The sequence below is a fragment of the Kosakonia sp. LAM2021 genome (assembly GCF_016620385.1).
Lineage (GTDB): Bacteria > Pseudomonadota > Gammaproteobacteria > Enterobacterales > Enterobacteriaceae > Kosakonia > Kosakonia sacchari.
The window spans coordinates 66,246-83,100 of record NZ_JAENHT010000002.1; the positions used below are offsets into that span (position 1 = coordinate 66,246).

Here is a 16,855-nt window from a genome sequence, read left to right on the forward strand (position 1 = left end):
GTATCCGCTACTTTGTTGACCAGTACACCAACAAGGAGCACTGATGAAAATTTCTCGCGTTGGCCAGGCGCCGGACTACCGTTTCTCACTGGCGAACGAACGTACTTTTCTTGCGTGGATCCGCACGGCGCTTGGTTTTCTGGCGGCCGGAGTCGGTCTGGACCAGTTAGCACCGGAATTTGCCACGCCGTTGATTCGTGAAGTGCTGGCGCTGCTACTGTGTCTCTTCGCAGGCGGGCTGGCGTTGTATGGCTATCTGCGCTGGCTGGGCAATGAAAAAGCGATGCGCCTGAAAGAGGATTTGCCCTACACCCGTGCGTTACTGGTGATAAGCGTTATTTTGCTGGCGGTTGCACTGGTGGTGATGGGGCTGGTTTTCTATGGCGGATAACCGTAAAGCACGCCGCGAAAAAGATCCCGGCTTGCAGCCGGAACGCACGTCGCTGGCGTGGCTGCGCACGTTGTTCGGCTACGGCGCGCTGATGGCGCTGGCGGTCAGGCATAACTGGCAGCATTCGGGGCTGCCGTTTTGGATCTCGCTGGGGGTGCTGCTGTGCGTGGCGCTTCTGCTTTGGCGTTACACACATAAACGTATCTTAACGGATGTGAATAAAAGTGATTTCGTCTTATCCGGCGCGGTACGTGACAAATTATTGATCTCCCTCGCGGTGCTCTCCCTCGCATTACTGTTTGCTGTAACGCATATTCGTCAATTACTCCTGATTTTCTGAGGAACACCGCATGCCAGGCTGCCACGTTATGGCCAAGCCCGCCAGTTCTCGCTGCAATCTTAACTGCCGCTACTGCTTTTACATTGAAAAGCCGCAACAAAAGATCATGGATGATGCCACGCTGCAGGCGTTTATTCGCCAGCAGATCGACGCCCAACCGGGCAATGTCGTGCCGTTTGCCTGGCAAGGTGGTGAACCCACACTCAGCGGGCTGGATTTCTTTCGTCGGGTCGCCGCGCTTCAGACGCAGTTCGCCAACGGCAAACGAATCGAAAATGCCTTTCAAACTAACGGGATTTTGCTGAACGATGCCTGGTGTCGCTTCTTTCGCGAGCACGGCTGGTTAGTCGGTATCTCTATTGATGGCCCGGCAGAAATGCATAACGCTTACCGTGTTAACCGTAGCGGCAAGCCGTCACACCATAAAGTGATCGACGCCATTCAACGGCTGGCGAAACACAGTGTGGAATACAACGTGCTCTGCGTCGTCAACAACCTCAATAGCCAGCAGCCACAGCGCTTATACCAGTACCTGCGCTCTCTCGGTACGCCTTTTTTGCAGTTTATCCCGCTGGTGGAACAGGATGAGCAGGGAAATTTAACGGCGGAATCGGTGAGCGGCGAGGCGTGGGGGCATTTCCTGACCACGGTTTTTGATTGCTGGGTGCGCGAGGATATTGGCCGGGTTTATGTTCAGCTATTTGATTCAACGCTGGGCGTATGGAGCGGTTACCCGTCGCAAATGTGTACCTTTGGCGAAACCTGCGGTCACGCCTTCGCGCTGGAGGCGAACGGCGATATATATCAATGCGATCACTACGTTTATCCGGCCTACCGGCTTGGCAACCTGCACCATATTCCGATCAAAGAGATTAATCTCAGCCACGAGGTTATCGCTTTTGGGCAAAACAAAAAGAGTACCCTGCACGCTGCCTGCCGCCGCTGCGACGTACTGCGCTTTTGCCAGGGCGATTGCCCGAAGCACCGCTTTGTGCAGGGAAAAAGCGCGTTATGCCACGGCTACCTTCACTTTTTCAGCCATACCGCGCCGCATATGCGCGTTATGCGTGACCTGCTTAAACAGCGGCGTTCACCGATGGAGTTAATGTCTTTTATGCGCAACCACCGCTGAATCAGCGCGCGTTCGCCAGATATTGCGCCATCTCTTCTGCCGGAACCATACCGCCGCCCGTCGCCCACACCAGATGGGTGGCCTGCGCCAGTTGCGCCTGGCTAAAGCCGTGAAGCTGATGGTAAGAACTCTCTTCACAGATCTGTTTCGGTCCCGGCATGCCTGCCAGCGCCGACGGTTCCAGTAAAATGTTCTCTTCCTGCGCCAGTAATCCCAGCAGGTTATAAAGTGTTTGGTCATCGACGGTGTAAAAGCCGTCCAGCAGGCGTTCCATCGCGCGGCCAACAAAACCCGACGCGCGTCCGACGGCCAGCCCATCGGCGGCGGTTTGGTTATCAATGCCTAAATCCTGCACCGCGATGCCATCATGCAGACCGGTGTACACGCCAAGCAGCATGCACGGTGAATGCGTCGGTTCGGCAAAAATACAGTGGACATCATCGCCAAACGCCAGCTTCAGGCCGAACGCCACGCCGCCAGGGCCGCCGCCAACGCCGCAGGGAAGATAAACAAACAGCGGATGGTCTTTATCGACCACTTTACCGATGCGGGCAAACTGTTCTTTTAGCTGTTGCCCGGCGACGGCATAGCCGAGGAATAGCGTGCGCGAGTTTTCATCATCAATAAAAAAGCAGTTCGCGTCCGCTTGCGCCGCGCGGCGCCCTTGCTCAACGGCGACACCGTAATCTTCGGCATACTCCACCACGTTCACTCCGTGGCTGCGTAACAGCGCTTTTTTCCAGGCGCGGGCATCAGCAGACATATGTACTGTTACGCGAAAACCGAGGCGCGCGCTGATAATGCCGATCGACAGCCCGAGGTTACCGGTCGAACCGACGGCGATACTGTACTGGCTAAAAAAGCGGGTGAATTCCGGCGAGAGCAGGCGGCTGTAATCGTCTTGCGGCGTCAGCAACCCGGCGGCGAAAGCGAGTTTTTCCGCGTGGGTCAGCACTTCATAAATGCCGCCGCGCGCTTTGATAGAGCCGGAAATCGGCAAGTGGCTGTCTTTTTTCAGCCACAGCTCACCGGTGATGGTTTGTCCCAGACGGCGCTGCATTGCCGGGATCGGTATCACGTCGGATTCAATGATGCCGCCGTTGGCGGCGGTTTCCGGAAACGCCTTCGCAATAAAAGGCGCAAAGCGCGCCAGGCGGGCGTGCGCGTCGCTCACATCTTGCTGTGTCAGACCAACATGCGGCAAAGCCTCGGCAACCGGGGTAGTATTAGGGTTAAACCAGCGCGTTTCTTGCAAATCAATAAGGCGTTGCACTAGCGGGTCGTGCTGGATGAGCTTCTGGAGGTCGGCGTTTTTCATCGGTTCTTCATCATCGAAAGCGGATGGTTAAAGAAAACAGGAATACGCCGTCGGTGCAAGTGTGCAGACGTGGTGAGAATTTATTACGTTTTGCCGCTACACGTTGTGGCGTAAAGCATGCTAAATACATGTATTCGCCCCCAATTTTCACAAGGTTAACTGTGTTAAAGCCACTGATTGCTGTTGCTATGCTGCTGGCGGGAACCTCTGCGTTTGCCGCTGATACTCCGCTGACAGCGGCGCATTATGCGCAGCAGTTGGGTGTGGGGATGGATGTCGACTGGGCGCGTACCGACAGGGGAATTCGTGAGTTTGATCCGCTGGTGGTGCGTGATTTCTACGAGGCGGGCATTCGCCATGTGCGTATTCGCGTTGCCGATAACATGACCGAAGCGCGTCTGATCCATCTGCGAAAACTGGTGGAAGCCTGCGAAGCGTATGGCGTAATTCCGATTATTGCTTACCAGGCGGATAGCTTTAAAGCCGATCCCGACGCCAAAAATGAAGCGCAACTGGTGGTGTGGTGGAAAACCGTCGGCACCTTTTTTGGCACTGATCACCCTACGCTCGGTTTTGATGTGATTTATGAACCGGCCGATAAACTTAACCACGACCTTTCTGCGCTGAATCGCGCCTATGAAAACGTTGTCAGAACGCTGCATGATATCGATCCGCAGCGCATGATTTTTATCGCACCCCGGATGCGCGCCGCTCCTGAAGATCTGCCCTCGCTGAAGCTGCCGCCGCATAGCCAGAATTTCCTGCTCGCCGAATGGCACATTTTTCCCTGGGGACCGCTAAAAGCGAACGGCAAATACCCCTGGACCTCCGGCACGCCGGCAGAGAAAGCCGCTATTCGCGCGCGTATCAACACCGCTGTACGCTGGCAGCAGAAAACGGGCCATACCAGTTGGGTTGGCGGTTGGGCAGTCGGCGAGTCCATGAAAAGCGCGCCAACCGAGTCGCAGCTGGCGTTTGCCCGTTTTATGGCTTGCGAGCTGAACAAGGTGAAAATCCCTTACGCGATTAACACCGATACGCAATTTTATGACGGTGAAGAGGGCGCATGGCGACCCGCACCGGAGCCATTACTGAAGGTGATGATCGCGCCAGATTGCTGCAAGCCCGACGCGAAGCCGGGCCATCATGAGGTTAAATCGCCGGTTCGTGGCGAGCAAAACGCGACGCCAGCGGCAGCCAACACAGCAGGATCAAAAGCCCGGCCAGCGTCATCAGCATCCCAAGGCTAAACTGGCTGGTCTGCGGCAGTTGTGACGAAAGCCATGCCAGCCCGCCGGAGCCAATATTCTGCAAACCACCGACCAGCGCCCCCGCCGTTCCGGCGAGAAACGGGAACGGCTCCATCGCGCCGCTGGTTGCCAGCGGGAACAACATCCCGGCACCAAAGAAGAACAACGCGGCGGGAACCACCAGCGTCCAGATATTCATTACGCCCAGCAAACCGGGGATCCACATCAGAATACCGGCTGCCAGGCAGCTAATCACCGACTGCCACATCAGCGTGGTGAAGCGCTTATTCTGCCGCCCGGCAAACCATGCGCCGAAAAACGCCGCCGGAATCGGCAGGATAAACAGCACGCTGACCGTCATGCTGTTGAGGCCAAGAACACCGCCCATCAGCACGCCGGAACAAGCTTCAAACACCGCAATTCCCGCCAGACCGCCAATCAACATCAGCAGATAGCAGTTAAACGCGCCGCTACCGAATAGCGTTTTATAGCTGGCGATAAGCCGGATACGCGGCGCGTCCGTTGGGCGGGTTTCCGGCATCCAGCGCGCCATGCTGTAGGTGACAAACGCACAGAGTGCCAGCAGGAAAATAAAACAGGCGCGCCAGTTAACCAGCGTGTTCAGCACGCCGCCAATTAGCGGAGCCAGTAACGGGCTGACCAGAATCCCCATATTCAGAAGGCTGTTGGCGTGGCGCAGCTCCGTACCGGCGTAAAGGTCACGCGGCAGGGTTCGCGCCATCACGCCGCCGACGCCGGTACCAATGCCCTGTAAAGCGCTGGCCAGAATGAGCACCGTCAGGCTGTGCGTGGAGATAGCAATCAGCGTCGCCAGCATAAAAATGCTCATCCCGGCGAGGATCACCGGCCGGCGCCCAATTCTGTCCGCCAGCGGGCCATAAAACAGCTGCGAGACGCCATAAGTCAGCAGATAAGCCGCCATCACGCTCTGCACCGCGCCTTCACGCACATTAAGATCGCGCGCCATATCGGCGATGGCTGGAATGTAGATTGTCTGCGCCATCTGCCCGACAGCGACCAGCAGTACCAGCATCAACAACAAATTGACGTTTCTTTGCCTTTTCATCTCGATGATTACTTTAAGAAATTGAGGAATTAAAGAATATATGGCTGCAATTAAGCCTTAATGCGGGAGGAATCTATCACAGTCAGATGACAGAACCACTATGCGGCACAGCAAAGGCGATGCTGCGCCAGGCAGGTTTTGTAAACGATTTTCGGCAACTTTTGTTGCCAGTTTGTCTTATGAAAGACGCAGTAAAATTGCCCCAACGGCAATGCCGCAGGCAGCGATGATTCGCAGTCCGGCGACTTTCTCATTGAGCAATAAAAATGCCAGCAGCGCGCCGAAGAGAATCGAGGTTTCGCGCAGTGCCGCCACTACCGCCAGCGGCGCTTGTGTCATGGCCCACAGTGCCAGCCCATAGGAGCCCATCGTGCCGATACCGCCGGGCAATCCCTTTTTCCAGTTTGCCGCCAGATAACGCGTCACTTCTTGTCGGCGCGCCAGCATTGCCCACACCAGCAGGCAGAAGCCGTTCATAAAGAATGTCCACAGCGTGTAGCCGAGCGCCGAACCGGCGAGGCGCACACCAGTACCATCTACCAGCGTGTAACCGGCGATAAAGCAGGAGTTGAGTAATGCCAGCCAGATGCCTTTACGCGACTGGCTGCGGCCGTTGAACGCCATGCCGAGAATCGACAGACAGATCACCGCAATCCCGCCCCATGCCACGCTTGAGAGGGAATCGCCAAGCCACAGCACGCTGATTATCGCCACCAGCAACGGCGCGGTGCCGCGCATCAGCGGGTAGGTCTGGCTCATATCCGCTACTTGATAGGTTTTGGCGACCAGCACCGTGTAGATCACCTGTAAGGCGCAACTGGCAATGAGATAAGGCGCGCTGGCAAGCGTTGGCTGCGGAGAAAAAGGCAGCAAAACCAGCGCGATTAATGCGGCGGAACCACTGACGGCAATGGCCGAATAGAGCTTATCGCTGCCCGCTTTTACTATCGCGTTCCAGCTGGCATGCAGCAGCGCGGCGAACAACAGAATGAAAAACACAGAGAGGGTCATAGCGGCACACATGGGTGGAATGTCACCAAAATGTAACATGATGAACGTAATGGAAGCCAGCTAACCAGACCCGCGCAAATGGCGCGCTAAACAGTTAAAAACGTCCTGCGAAAAGTGAACAGTTTTATAAAAAAGCGCCACCAATAAATCGTAGCAACCCCAAGTCACTACTCATCAATAAGGAGAAAACGTTATGGCCGGAGGAGCTTCAATGGGAGCGTCTTTAGCTTCCATGGGACAACTGGATATGGTTTCCGCCGCAACAACCATGATGAATGCCCAGGCGCAGTCAGCCAAAATGATCACCGATACCATTAACGGTATTACCAGTTCGTTCATCGATTCATCAACGAAAGCGCAAAACTCAATGCAACAGGCGGGTAAAGCCATTCAATATTAAATGGCATCAACAAAATAACACTGTGCGATAAAGGAGTATTCTATGTGTTTTATTACCAGAGCAGCTTTAAGTATGGTAAGCAACCCACAGGTTGTTTTTCAGCAAAATAACAACAACACCAACAACGTGTTAACGCGCTGCGGTTCCACCCCTAAACCGCCTGAAAATAATAATAACTGCTGTAAACCAGACGATGGCAAAAACTGTAATAAACCCAATAATGACTGGAATCATTGCAACAAGCCAAACAACGACTGGAATAACTGCAATAAACCTAATAACAACTGTCATAAACCAAATAATAACTGGGATGGTTGCAACCGCCCTGATAATAATTGGAATGGTTGCAATCGACCTGGCAATAACGGGAATAACTGCTCCGGTTCAAATAATCACCATCGGCCGGGCAATGACCGAAATGATTGTAATACCGATACGAAGTCTATCCTGCGCCAGTTATCTGATATGTTAGAAAAGCTGTCCAGGCAGGCGGGACGGGATTTAAAAGCGGCTTCCGGTAGCAATGATCCTTATGATGTGCTGAAAGCCAACCGTTCGATGTCAAACTATTATTTAAATAATCAGTTTGTCTCGAAAATGATTAGCAAAATGACAAACAGCGTGGAGCGAATGACAAACCTCCAATAACGATAAAAATCCATTATGTTAATAAGAGCAATTAACGCCATCATCCTGTTATTCCTGGTCATCTTTCTCTCCGGTTGTCAGGGTGAGCTGGCGTTATATCAGGGGCTTGCTGAGCCAGCGGCTAACGCCATCGTTGCAGAACTCAAGGACAAAGGTATTGAAGCCGCGAAGCATTCGGATAAAACGGGTTATTCCGTTTCGATAGCTATGTCCGATCTTCCTGAAGCTGTGAAAATATTACATTCCGCAGGATTGCCCTCCCAGAGCTATGTTAGCCTGGGAGATGTTTTTCGTAAGGAAGGTATGATTTCATCACCGCTTGAAGAACGTGTTCGCTATATTTATGCCTTGTCTCAGGAACTTGAGTTTACGTTATCGCAAATAGATGGCGTCATTATGGCAAGGGTGCATATTGTTCTTCCGGAACGTATCTCAGTGGGCGAGCCAATACAACCCGCATCCGCGGCGGTATTTATTAAATATAATCGGGATATTGATGTGGGAAAATTACAGCCTGTTATTAGGCGTATGGCACTCAGCAGTATTCCGGGAATGGTTAATGCCGATGATAAAAAGCTCTCTATTTCCTTTATCCCCACTGCGGAATATAAAACACAAGGTATTGCGCCGGAAAATAAAAAACCAAACACCATGATATTGTATTTTCTCGGTTGTCTCTGCTTACTTGCATCGTTTTATTTCTTTATACAGAAAAAATAAAGCCAACTTTATTAAAGGGATTTTCATGCTGCGATGGATTCACTGGTGGCGCGATGGCTGGCGCCATAAACGTCATCACAGTTGGCCGTTGCCGGAAGAGTTGCACATTATCCATGCGGTTATCACTCATGCTGAAGCACATCAAAGACACTGGATCGACAGCCTTTTTGGCGTCAAACCTACGGCAATTCCTGAGCCAACAGAGGCGTTTATTAACGTCATTGAGCTCTTACAACACCAGCGCGTTTTATTATTTGAAGTCCTCTTTTGTGTCTGCGTGGATCATCCACAATCGGCCTATCGTTTTATGTCTTCAGGTGCTTTGCAATGGTGCCGCCGGTTGGCTATGGGGTTAAAACCTGGGCTGTGGACACCGCCTCTCTCTCCTGATCCGGAAATTACCGGAATCATCCTGCTTCGTGGCTGGGTGGGTGAGCCTGTCTGGTCGCGGATGCGTTTTTCTCTGCCGAAAGAAAAAGTCGAAGAGGTCGAGCGCCAGCCAGCCATCACTATCACAGCGCATAAGATCTCCACGCTGTGGATGGCGGTTATCGCCTGGATGCAGCGCAAACGCCAACGGGAAAACGGTCATGTTAACGGTACATAAAATTAATCTGCTCGCCGGGAATTCTCTTGTGCAACAACCGGTGCTGCGTAGGGAAGAGATAGCGAATTTTTTTGTCGCGCAACAGGCGTGCGACATTGCCAATCTGCGCGCCAGCGAGACGATAAAACATGCGCAATTAGCGGCAGAGCGGATTCGCCATCAGGCGTATGAAGAGGTGTCGAAGACGCTATGGAAACAGGCACAGGTATTACTGGATGACTGGCAAAAAGAGCGGGAAGAGATGCGTAAGCAGGCGGTCGAGTGCGCAAAACAGTTGCTTACCCAGGCGCTGCGCCTTGCTCTTGCCAAAGAGCCCGCCAAAGCACGTATAAACTTACTTTTCAAACAGTTGCAAAAGCATCCTGATGCTAACCATGCGGCAATGCTAATTGTTAATCCGCAGCAATATGAACAGGTCGAACAATTTTTAGGCGCGCAAGGCGATACGCCCTGGACGCTGGTGAGCGATCCTCAGCAGGCCAAAGACGAATTGTGTCTGAAAAGCCCTCACGGGAAATATACGATCGGCTGGCAGACATTAACCGACACTTTTCTTTCTGCCATCACGGAAAGCGCGGTGAACGCCAGCGGGGAAAATGAAACCGAAGGGGGAGAGTAAAGTCATTGCGGAGCCATTACGCGGCGGTAATAGCTCCGTTTATTTTGCGGGCGTTAATAGATTTTGGTTATTTTATCCGGCGTCACCTGGTCATTGGCCAGATGAACCTCATCGAATGACCAGGCGTAATCGCCAAATCTTTCCAGCTGATTGACGCTGCGCAGGCCGGCGACATATCCGGGCTGCATGGTGTTTGCCAGCTCCATATATTGCTCATTGTGTTCAATATTTTCCCGAAGTGAGACGCCGGGTATGCCCTGCGCATCAATTTCATACAGATGAAAACCGTTTATTAGCTCGCCACGGCCAAAACGTTCTGCGCCCTCACGGGTTCGCGCAACGAATACCACCGGCCTGGACATCATCTTCTCTACACCGGCAAAGTAATTGCCGTCCCTGAAGCCAACGTTCTGTGGATCGCCACGTCGGTCGACCCGATCTGCCTGTTCAACGCGGTACAACTTATTAAAATCCCTTCTCTCAATGTAGCCGCGATCGTTCAGATAGCTTCCTGGTGGCAACTGAACGTTATCCGCCCAGGGGTTGAAATTAATTGCATCGTCGGCGTAAGGCGTGTACCCGGCGCCGGAGGTTGCGACGGATGATGGGGTGCTCCTCCCAGAATTGTTTGGTGATCGCATTTCGACGGCCGATGACTCACTTTCCGCGCCTGGTGTTAACGGCCTGGAAAGGGGAGAACTTCTACCCTCTGAGCCAAACAGGGATGCGCCAGGTGTGCGCGGGAGACCCGTTGCGGAATAGCTTTCTGACATTGCTGGTGAGAAGGGGGTAACAGGTGTTGGCGCACGGCTGCTCGCCGGTGTGAATATAGGCGTGCCGGGCGTGGGTGGCAGGCTGTTTTCCGGCGATCGACTATCCGGTAAGCGGCGCGGCATACTCAGATCAAGAGGGCGTTCTGTTTCTGCTGTGTCGCGCGCTGTCGAAGGGCCTGGCTGTGAATCAACGTCCATCGGCGATGGACGCGAGGTTGATGCTGGCCGGGAGATCCTGAGGTCGAGTGGCTGCTCGGGAAGGTCTGCGCGTGGATTGCCATACATTTTACCTGCTGGCGCATTACCCGGGTTGACCCCACCGGGCAATGCGCTGCGCTGCCATTCGCCGTTGCCCGACTGCACTGTCAGTACCGGCTGGCGGGTTTGCGGGTCGATAATCCGCGCCCGCCCTTCGCCTGGCCGGAAATCCTGTCCCACTTCGTACACCCTGCTGTCACCTGTTCCCTCGCGGTAGCGCAGCAGCCAGCGGTCATTTCCGGCGGCGTCCTTCACCTGATGAATGCCCCCGGCGCTGGCGCGGCTCTCCTTAAGCAGCGCCTCGCCATCTTTTACCGCGTACTGGCTGATATCGCCCGCCAGTGAAGGACGCAGCCGGTTTACTGCTGCCGTTCCGGTTTCCCCGGCCGCTGCACTCGCTGCCGCCGTGGTTTCCCCTGCCAGTGCCCCTTTAGCGGCTCCGGCGGTGGCTGCCCTGGCTTCGCCGGCCATCGCCATTTCTGCCGCTGCGGTACCGGCTTCGCTGGTTATCGCCACACCGGCTTCCCCGGCTGCCGCCTGCTCAGAGGTGTTGCGCAGCGTGGCCAGCGCGCTCCGGCCTTCCGTGGTCACCGCTTTTTCAGTGAAGAACTCCGCCATGGCGCCCACTTCTGCAGCAATACCGTCGAGCATCAGCAGCGCGCCGATATCTTTCATCACCCGCTCAGCGTTGGTGGGCTCATTCTGTTCGGTGCGCAGCGGCTGCCCGGCAAAATGGCGCAGTGACTGCACTTTATCGCGGTCGCTGTACTGCGCCAGTGCCCTGCCTTCAAGGCCGGGTATGTCGTCGTGAGTATTGGTTTTGTACTGCGCGCCGGTATTGATCTGCTGGTCGAAAAAATCCCGCGCTGCCGCCACCAGAAGGGAAGGCGTGCGCGTGTTGCCCTGGGCGTCATAATGCGCCTGCGGAGAGGTGGCATACTGCTCGCGGACTTTATCCAGCAGCGCTGTCGTCTGTGTGCCCCCGCCTTCGGACAGGCTGGCCGGATCGTGAATGCCCGCCGCCGACAGGCCATAAGCGAGGAGGGATTTTCGCGCCTCGTAAGGCGCGCCGTAGGAGGCAGTAAAGCCGGATTCGCTGGTCTGCCCTTCGCGCTGGCGGATCATCTGCCCGGCAATCTGTTTCTCAAGGGAGGGATACCCTTCACCACGCGGATCGGGAGTAAAGACCAGCGAGCGGGCATCCGGGCGGACAGGGCGGTCGTCGTTATTGTTCTGCGGGCCGGTGTATAACGAGCCGGTGGGAATATCACGTTTGTTTTTGGCGGAGGTTTCCTCGCGAAGTATCGGCTGGGGAAATACAGGAACGGATAGAGAATCGATTTTCATAACCACCTCTTTTGCACAAATAAAAAAGATGTCGTACTTCAGGTCGTCAAATTAATGACGGATACCAAATTTTTTCAGGAATGGCACTTCGACGGCGGGTAATTCAATATTTCCGGAAAAAATATTCTTAATATCATGCCTGAAAGGGTGTTCTGCATCTTTCAATCTGACAATGGTTATGGGATCGCGTGATGCATTTCCTTCGATGGCGTGAATCTCTTTAACTTTTAATGGCGTGTTGGGATTAATTAAAATATGGTCCGGGAGCATTCCTCCGGCAGCCATTTTTTTTGGCGTAGTGTGGTCTAAAATGAAAAGCACTTTGTCAGTAGATTGCTTTTCAAATTGTCCAGTCCAGGTTTCAAGCCAGTTTATTGAATTCTGCGGTAATGCAGATGCCGACATAAATCCTGCGTCGGTCACCACATCGTTGACTTTTATTTTATTACCGTATGTACCCGAGGGAACTGTCGCCGCCCGGTATGCCGGTGCGTCATAATCCTTTAATTTTGATACAACTGCTTTTAGTTCTGTTGCCAGCGTTTCCCCTTCGGCTGAGGGACTAATATGCCGCAGATGGTTATTTATCGTGCGGTAAGTCCCATCTCCCCCTTCAATATATTCCGCAAGAATAGCTGACTCTTGCCTGTTTTTAACCGAATTCAAATCCAGAAGGATTTTTTCATCGGCTGCTTTCTCTTTGGGTGTTCTGGCCCGGTATTGCCCCTCATCAGGCCTCATATAAAGTTCGCGAAGCTCTTCGCTGACCGGTGAAAACTTTTCCTGGCGGGCAGAGGAGAGCGCACTGCCGCCGGATGTTCCGGCGCTCGCTGCAAAGCTGGTTTGCGGTTCGGTGTTGGTGCGCGGCTTGACCCCGCCGGGTAATGCGCTGCGCTGCCACTCGCCGTTGCCCGACTGCACGGTCAGCACCGGCTGGCGGGTCTGCGGGTCGATAATGCGCGCCCGCCCTTCGCCTGGGCGGAAATCCTGCCCGACTTCGTACACCCTGCTGTCACCTGTTCCATCGCGGTAGCGCAGCAGCCAGCGGTCATTTCCGGCGGCGTCCTTCACCTGATGAATGCCCCCGGCGCTGGCGCGGCTCCCGTTGAGCAGCGCCTCGCCATCCTTCACGGCGTACTGGCTGATATTGCCCGCCTGCGAAGGACGCAGGCGGTTTACTGCTGCCATTCCGGTTTCTCCGGCTGCTGCCGCCGTGGTTTCCCCTGTCATTACTCCCTTAGCGGCTCCGGCGGCGGCTGCCCTGGCTTCACCGGCCACTGCCATCTCCGCTGCTGCGGTACCGGCTTCGCTGGTTATCGCCACACCGGCTTCCCCGGCGGTCGCCTGCTCAGAGGTGTTGCGCAGCGTGGCCAGCGCGCTCCGGCCTTCCGTGGTCACCGCTTTTTCAGTGAAGAACTCCGCCATGGCGCCCGCTTCTGCGGCAATGCCGTCGAGCATCAGCAGCGCGCCGATATCTTTCATCACCAGTTCAGTGTTAGTGGGTTCATTCTGTTCGGTACGCAGCGGCTGTCCGGCAAAATGGCGCAGCGACTGCACTTTATCGCGGTCGCTGTACTGCGCCAGCGGTTTGCCTTCCAGACCCGGAACGTCATCGTGAGTGTTGGTTTTGTACTGTGCGCCGGTATTGATCTGCTGGTCGAAAAAATCCCGCGCCGCCGCCACCAGAAGGGAAGGCGTGCGCGTGTTGCCCTGCGCGTCATAATGCGCCTGCGGGGAGGCGGCATACTGCCCGCGCACTTTGTCCAGCAGCGCTGTCGTCCGGGTATGCCCGCTATCGGGCAGGCTGGCCGGATCGTGAATGCCCGCCGCCGCCAGGCCATAAGCGAGGAGGGATTTTCTTGCCTCGTAAGGTGCGCCGTAGGAGGCGGTAAAGCCGGATTCGCTGGTCTGCCCTTCGCGCTGGCGGATCATCTGCCCGGCAATCTGTTTCTCAATGGAGGGATACCCTTCGCCACGCGGATCGGGAGTAAAAATCAGCGAGCGGGCATCGGGGCGGACAGGTCGGTCGTCATTGTTGTTCTGCGGGCCGTCGTATAACGAGCCGGTGGGAATATCCCGCCGGTCCCGTTTCTCAATGCCAGGATCTTGTTTGTTCTCAACCGGTGTATTAGTAATAGCAGGGGTTAATGGGTTAATTTTCATTGTAGGGCTCCTTCACGAACTTCGGACGAGGTTATTTCTGTGCTTCGATCTTTCTGGCAATATAAACTTCGATATAAGCACCGGGTGATATAGGCGCATTGGGGTAAGGGATAATCATGACATTTTCATCGTTATCACAATCTGCATCATGAAATAAAACGGACTGTTGCCCTGCGTTTTTTATTAATGATGAAGAAATAGTATATTCCTGCGTTGCCAGCGATTTAACGTTTCCAGCCAGAACGGTCAGTGGCCAGTTAATATCGCAGATATCCTCGATGGTTATATCATCGTTAGTTGGCGACGTACCGGGTGGAATAGTGCCGCTGGATAGTCTGGTAATATCATCGAAAATCTGTTTGTACATCTTTTTAGAAAACGAGCCGCCATATTCTGATGCGTTTTTTCTTGCCCTGGTTTTTTCTTTATTAGCATCTTTTTGGATTATCTTCGGCGTAATGATAATAAACCGTTGCCGATTTTCACTTTCCCGCAAGTTGAAGGTAGTGTTCTTTTTTTCATGGACAGATAAACCGCCAATAATTAACGAATCACCCTCATCGACCGTTACCAGCGTGCTGAGATTGCCCGTCTTGTTGTTATCTTCAGGCGCTGGCGTTGTCCCTTTGTTATACATATTGACTTTTATCTGCAGCGCTTCCTGTTTGTCACTGGTAATAACACGAGGCGTGATTTGCAGCACCGCACCGTTGGATGCAGTAGAGAGCGGGTCATCTTTTGTCGCTTGTCGATTTTGATGACTAAAATTAAAGACTGCCGGAAAATTCTCCATTGTTGTCAGTGAAGGGCGAGCGGTTAACGACGCGCCGCCTTGCTCGACAATTTTTTGAATTTCAGCCTGGAATTTTTTCATCTCCTGGGCGTTAAGGACAGATTTGTTGCCGTTAATAACCTCATCGTAAACGCTGCCTCTGCGGCTTAAACGTTTTTCCTGCATGCCGGTGTTAAGAACCTGGCGGTTATCCACGTCGATAACCAGGGTGTCGATGGCGACCGATCTCAGTGGCACATCGAGTTTTTCAATGAGCTGCGCATATTCACTCCTTTTGGCGGGATTGTCCTGAATGAGGATGGCATTGCTGCGTGTACTGACCACGATTTTCGGTTTGTCCTCGCTGGACGCGGGCAGTGCGGGTGCTAGTGAAACGCGGTCAGTCAGGGCTGAAAACGAAGCGCCTAATCGGTTATTAAACGGGGTTTTGCCATCACCCGCATCGAGCGCAACTGGGTAATTGTACCGCTGAAGCTGTGGCGAGGATTTCTTTGCATCTAATAACTCGGATAATATTGTGCCAACACCCGGAATGGTGATCAGCTCATTCTGATATTCAACCCGGATATCGGCCGCTTCTGCGAAACGCAAAGGAAAGAACATGGTTTCAAAAGCGCCCTCTTTGTTTTTACTGGCATCAGGCTGCTCGGCAAACATCTTTATTAAATTGACATATTCGGTTGGGCCGCTTACCAATATTTCGGCGCTCTCCGGCAGCTCTCCCCAGCCAAATCGCTTTTCCAACAGACCTATATCCGTTAATGCCTTTTTAAGGCTGTCAATCGACTCGCCAGAAACTTTTATTTTGAGAGATTGCTGATCCGTTTTACTGCTAACGTATAATTTATCTTCAAAAATAAACCACTGTAAACTATATTCGAGCGCCAGACGTTCAATAAATTGCTGAGCCGTAGTAGCGCGTAGTTTATTCTTTACCTCTGCCGATATCTTTGGGTCTATAACCAAACGTAGCGAAAATGCATGGGCAAAATCCTCCAACACTTTATTTAACGGTGCTGGAGTATTTTGATAAGAAAACTCACCACTGTTTAATATGGCAGGCACCGCCGCCACGGCATGTTGATGTATCAGAACTGTTAAGAATATCAGGGCTAGCGTTGCGCATCGTTTATATTGCCTGGCGCAATGCGAAATTGGTGAATAAAAGACACGCCAGTATAATTTCATACATGCCACCTGTTAGTTTATCGGCCATCGTTGATAATTGAACGTGCCAGATTGTGATTGAGCGTCACTTCCTGGTTAGCAGCCCAGGTGGCTGAAGAATATTTTTTCATCTGCTGATGAAACGTGAGCCAGTCGCCCATTGACATGCCATTCATATTTTTTGCAGAGGTCTGAAAATCACTGCTGGCTTGTTTGAATTTACTATCTAACTGGCTACGCACAGATTCCATTTTTAGCATTACAATTATTCCTGTTTTATTTATAAAGACGCAGATCTGGCCGGAAACCAAAAAGCATAACGCTGGCGCGTTGTTCACCAAAACGGGCAATTCTGGGTAAGAAAGCCCATTGTTCTCCACCGAGATATTTAGCAATTCGTTGGCTGGCAAGGTTAGAAGCCATAATCCAGGCGACCATGGTTTCAAACCCATATTCACGGCCAAGCAGCAATGCCGCCAGCCCAAGATGCACGCCAAGGCCGCTGCCGCAGCGATCCGCGCGGACGTATAAGGCAATTTCCCCGGTTTGCCGGCAAGCTAACGTTCCCCAGCTAAAGCGGTTTATTGACAGCCAGGCGACGATTTCGCCTTCGCGTTCCAGCACATACACCGGCAATTTATCTTCTTGATAAAGCTCGATATAAAACCCCAGTTCTTTAACGGTGATCAGCCTTGTTACGGGAGAATTAGCGCCGGTATTTGCTGTCTCATTAAAAATCATGGTCATGGCTTCAATATCGCTTTTTTGCGCTACCCTCAGCCCGTGAGGCAGTCTTTTTAAGACGCGTTCATCTAATTTCATTTCCATTAA

Annotated in this window: 17 protein-coding genes; 9 read left to right on the top strand and 8 right to left on the bottom strand. The window is 53.2% G+C overall.

What is annotated here, in order from left to right; all coding sequences use genetic code 11:
- Nucleotides 1-43 precede the first annotated feature (43 nt).
- From JKP81_RS06760 to JKP81_RS06770, 3 genes are read left to right on the top strand one after another with little or no spacing between them, the layout of a single operon-like run.
- Nucleotides 44-391 carry a YidH family protein gene (locus JKP81_RS06760; protein WP_200551117.1) on the top strand — a complete coding sequence of 116 codons (348 nt, stop codon included), beginning with the start codon at nt 44-46 and terminating at the stop codon, nt 389-391.
- A complete protein-coding gene (locus JKP81_RS06765; RefSeq protein ID WP_200551118.1) occupies nt 381-731 on the top strand; it encodes a DUF202 domain-containing protein in 351 nt (116 codons plus the stop codon). The genes JKP81_RS06760 and JKP81_RS06765 overlap by 11 nt, the downstream gene beginning before the upstream one ends.
- Before the next feature lie 10 nt (nt 732-741).
- Nucleotides 742-1,863: an anaerobic sulfatase maturase gene (locus JKP81_RS06770; RefSeq protein WP_200551119.1), complete on the top strand. Its 1,122-nt coding sequence runs from the start codon at nt 742-744 to the stop codon at nt 1,861-1,863.
- A gap of 1 nt (nt 1,864) precedes the next feature.
- Here JKP81_RS06770 and dsdA read toward each other — a convergent pair whose 3' ends face one another.
- Entirely contained in the window at nt 1,865-3,181 is a 1,317-nt protein-coding gene (gene dsdA, locus JKP81_RS06775) for a D-serine ammonia-lyase (protein ID WP_200551120.1), read from the bottom strand.
- 161 nt (nt 3,182-3,342) lie between these two features.
- Here dsdA and JKP81_RS06780 point away from each other — a divergent pair, with 161 nt between their 5' ends.
- A complete protein-coding gene (locus JKP81_RS06780; RefSeq protein ID WP_200551121.1) occupies nt 3,343-4,431 on the top strand; it encodes a cellulase family glycosylhydrolase in 1,089 nt (362 codons plus the stop codon).
- On the opposite strand, the gene emrD is transcribed toward JKP81_RS06780, so the two are convergent.
- Both emrD and JKP81_RS06790 read right to left on the bottom strand, forming a co-directional pair.
- Nucleotides 4,334-5,518 carry a multidrug efflux MFS transporter EmrD gene (emrD, locus tag JKP81_RS06785; RefSeq protein WP_200551122.1) on the bottom strand — a complete coding sequence of 395 codons (1,185 nt, stop codon included), beginning with the start codon at nt 5,516-5,518 and terminating at the stop codon, nt 4,334-4,336. The two genes, JKP81_RS06780 and emrD, sit on opposite strands and share 98 nt — an antisense overlap.
- Nucleotides 5,519-5,695: 177 nt before the next feature.
- Nucleotides 5,696-6,529 (bottom strand): DMT family transporter, encoded by an 834-nt coding sequence (locus JKP81_RS06790; RefSeq protein WP_200551123.1) that lies wholly within the window; start codon nt 6,527-6,529, stop codon nt 5,696-5,698.
- A gap of 211 nt (nt 6,530-6,740) precedes the next feature.
- Between JKP81_RS06790 and JKP81_RS06795 the strand changes: the two genes are divergently transcribed.
- From JKP81_RS06795 to JKP81_RS06815, 5 genes are read left to right on the top strand one after another with little or no spacing between them, the layout of a single operon-like run.
- Nucleotides 6,741-6,929, top strand: coding sequence for an ATP-dependent helicase HrpA (locus tag JKP81_RS06795; RefSeq protein ID WP_200551124.1), 189 nt, complete (start codon nt 6,741-6,743; stop codon nt 6,927-6,929).
- Nucleotides 6,930-6,971: 42 nt separating this feature from the next.
- A complete protein-coding gene (locus JKP81_RS06800; RefSeq protein ID WP_200551125.1) occupies nt 6,972-7,577 on the top strand; it encodes an EscI/YscI/HrpB family type III secretion system inner rod protein in 606 nt (201 codons plus the stop codon).
- Between the two features lie 15 nt (nt 7,578-7,592).
- Nucleotides 7,593-8,297 carry a type III secretion system inner membrane ring lipoprotein SctJ gene (gene sctJ / locus JKP81_RS06805; RefSeq protein WP_200551126.1) on the top strand — a complete coding sequence of 235 codons (705 nt, stop codon included), beginning with the start codon at nt 7,593-7,595 and terminating at the stop codon, nt 8,295-8,297.
- 25 nt (nt 8,298-8,322) lie between these two features.
- On the top strand, nt 8,323-8,904 hold the full coding sequence (locus JKP81_RS06810; RefSeq protein WP_200551127.1) for a hypothetical protein: 582 nt from the start codon (nt 8,323-8,325) through the stop codon (nt 8,902-8,904).
- Nucleotides 8,888-9,523, top strand: a complete 636-nt coding sequence (locus tag JKP81_RS06815) for an HrpE/YscL family type III secretion apparatus protein (RefSeq protein ID WP_200551128.1) — start codon at nt 8,888-8,890, stop codon at nt 9,521-9,523. The genes JKP81_RS06810 and JKP81_RS06815 overlap by 17 nt, the downstream gene beginning before the upstream one ends.
- A 53-nt stretch (nt 9,524-9,576) precedes the next feature.
- Here the strand turns inward: JKP81_RS06815 and JKP81_RS06820 are convergent, their stop codons facing one another.
- The 5 genes from JKP81_RS06820 to JKP81_RS06840 are packed head-to-tail and all read right to left on the bottom strand — an operon-like array spanning nt 9,577 to nt 16,846.
- Entirely contained in the window at nt 9,577-11,901 is a 2,325-nt protein-coding gene (locus tag JKP81_RS06820) for a hypothetical protein (protein ID WP_200551129.1), read from the bottom strand.
- A 51-nt stretch (nt 11,902-11,952) separates the two neighbouring features.
- Nucleotides 11,953-14,064 carry a hypothetical protein gene (locus JKP81_RS06825; protein WP_200551130.1) on the bottom strand — a complete coding sequence of 704 codons (2,112 nt, stop codon included), beginning with the start codon at nt 14,062-14,064 and terminating at the stop codon, nt 11,953-11,955.
- A gap of 31 nt (nt 14,065-14,095) precedes the next feature.
- Nucleotides 14,096-16,045, bottom strand: coding sequence for a secretin N-terminal domain-containing protein (locus JKP81_RS06830; RefSeq protein ID WP_200551131.1), 1,950 nt, complete (start codon nt 16,043-16,045; stop codon nt 14,096-14,098).
- 17 nt (nt 16,046-16,062) lie between these two features.
- Entirely contained in the window at nt 16,063-16,284 is a 222-nt protein-coding gene (locus JKP81_RS06835; RefSeq protein WP_200551132.1) for a hypothetical protein, read from the bottom strand.
- 16 nt (nt 16,285-16,300) lie between these two features.
- Nucleotides 16,301-16,846, bottom strand: coding sequence for a GNAT family N-acetyltransferase (locus JKP81_RS06840; RefSeq protein ID WP_234455546.1), 546 nt, complete (start codon nt 16,844-16,846; stop codon nt 16,301-16,303).
- Between the last annotated feature and the right edge of the window lie 9 nt (nt 16,847-16,855).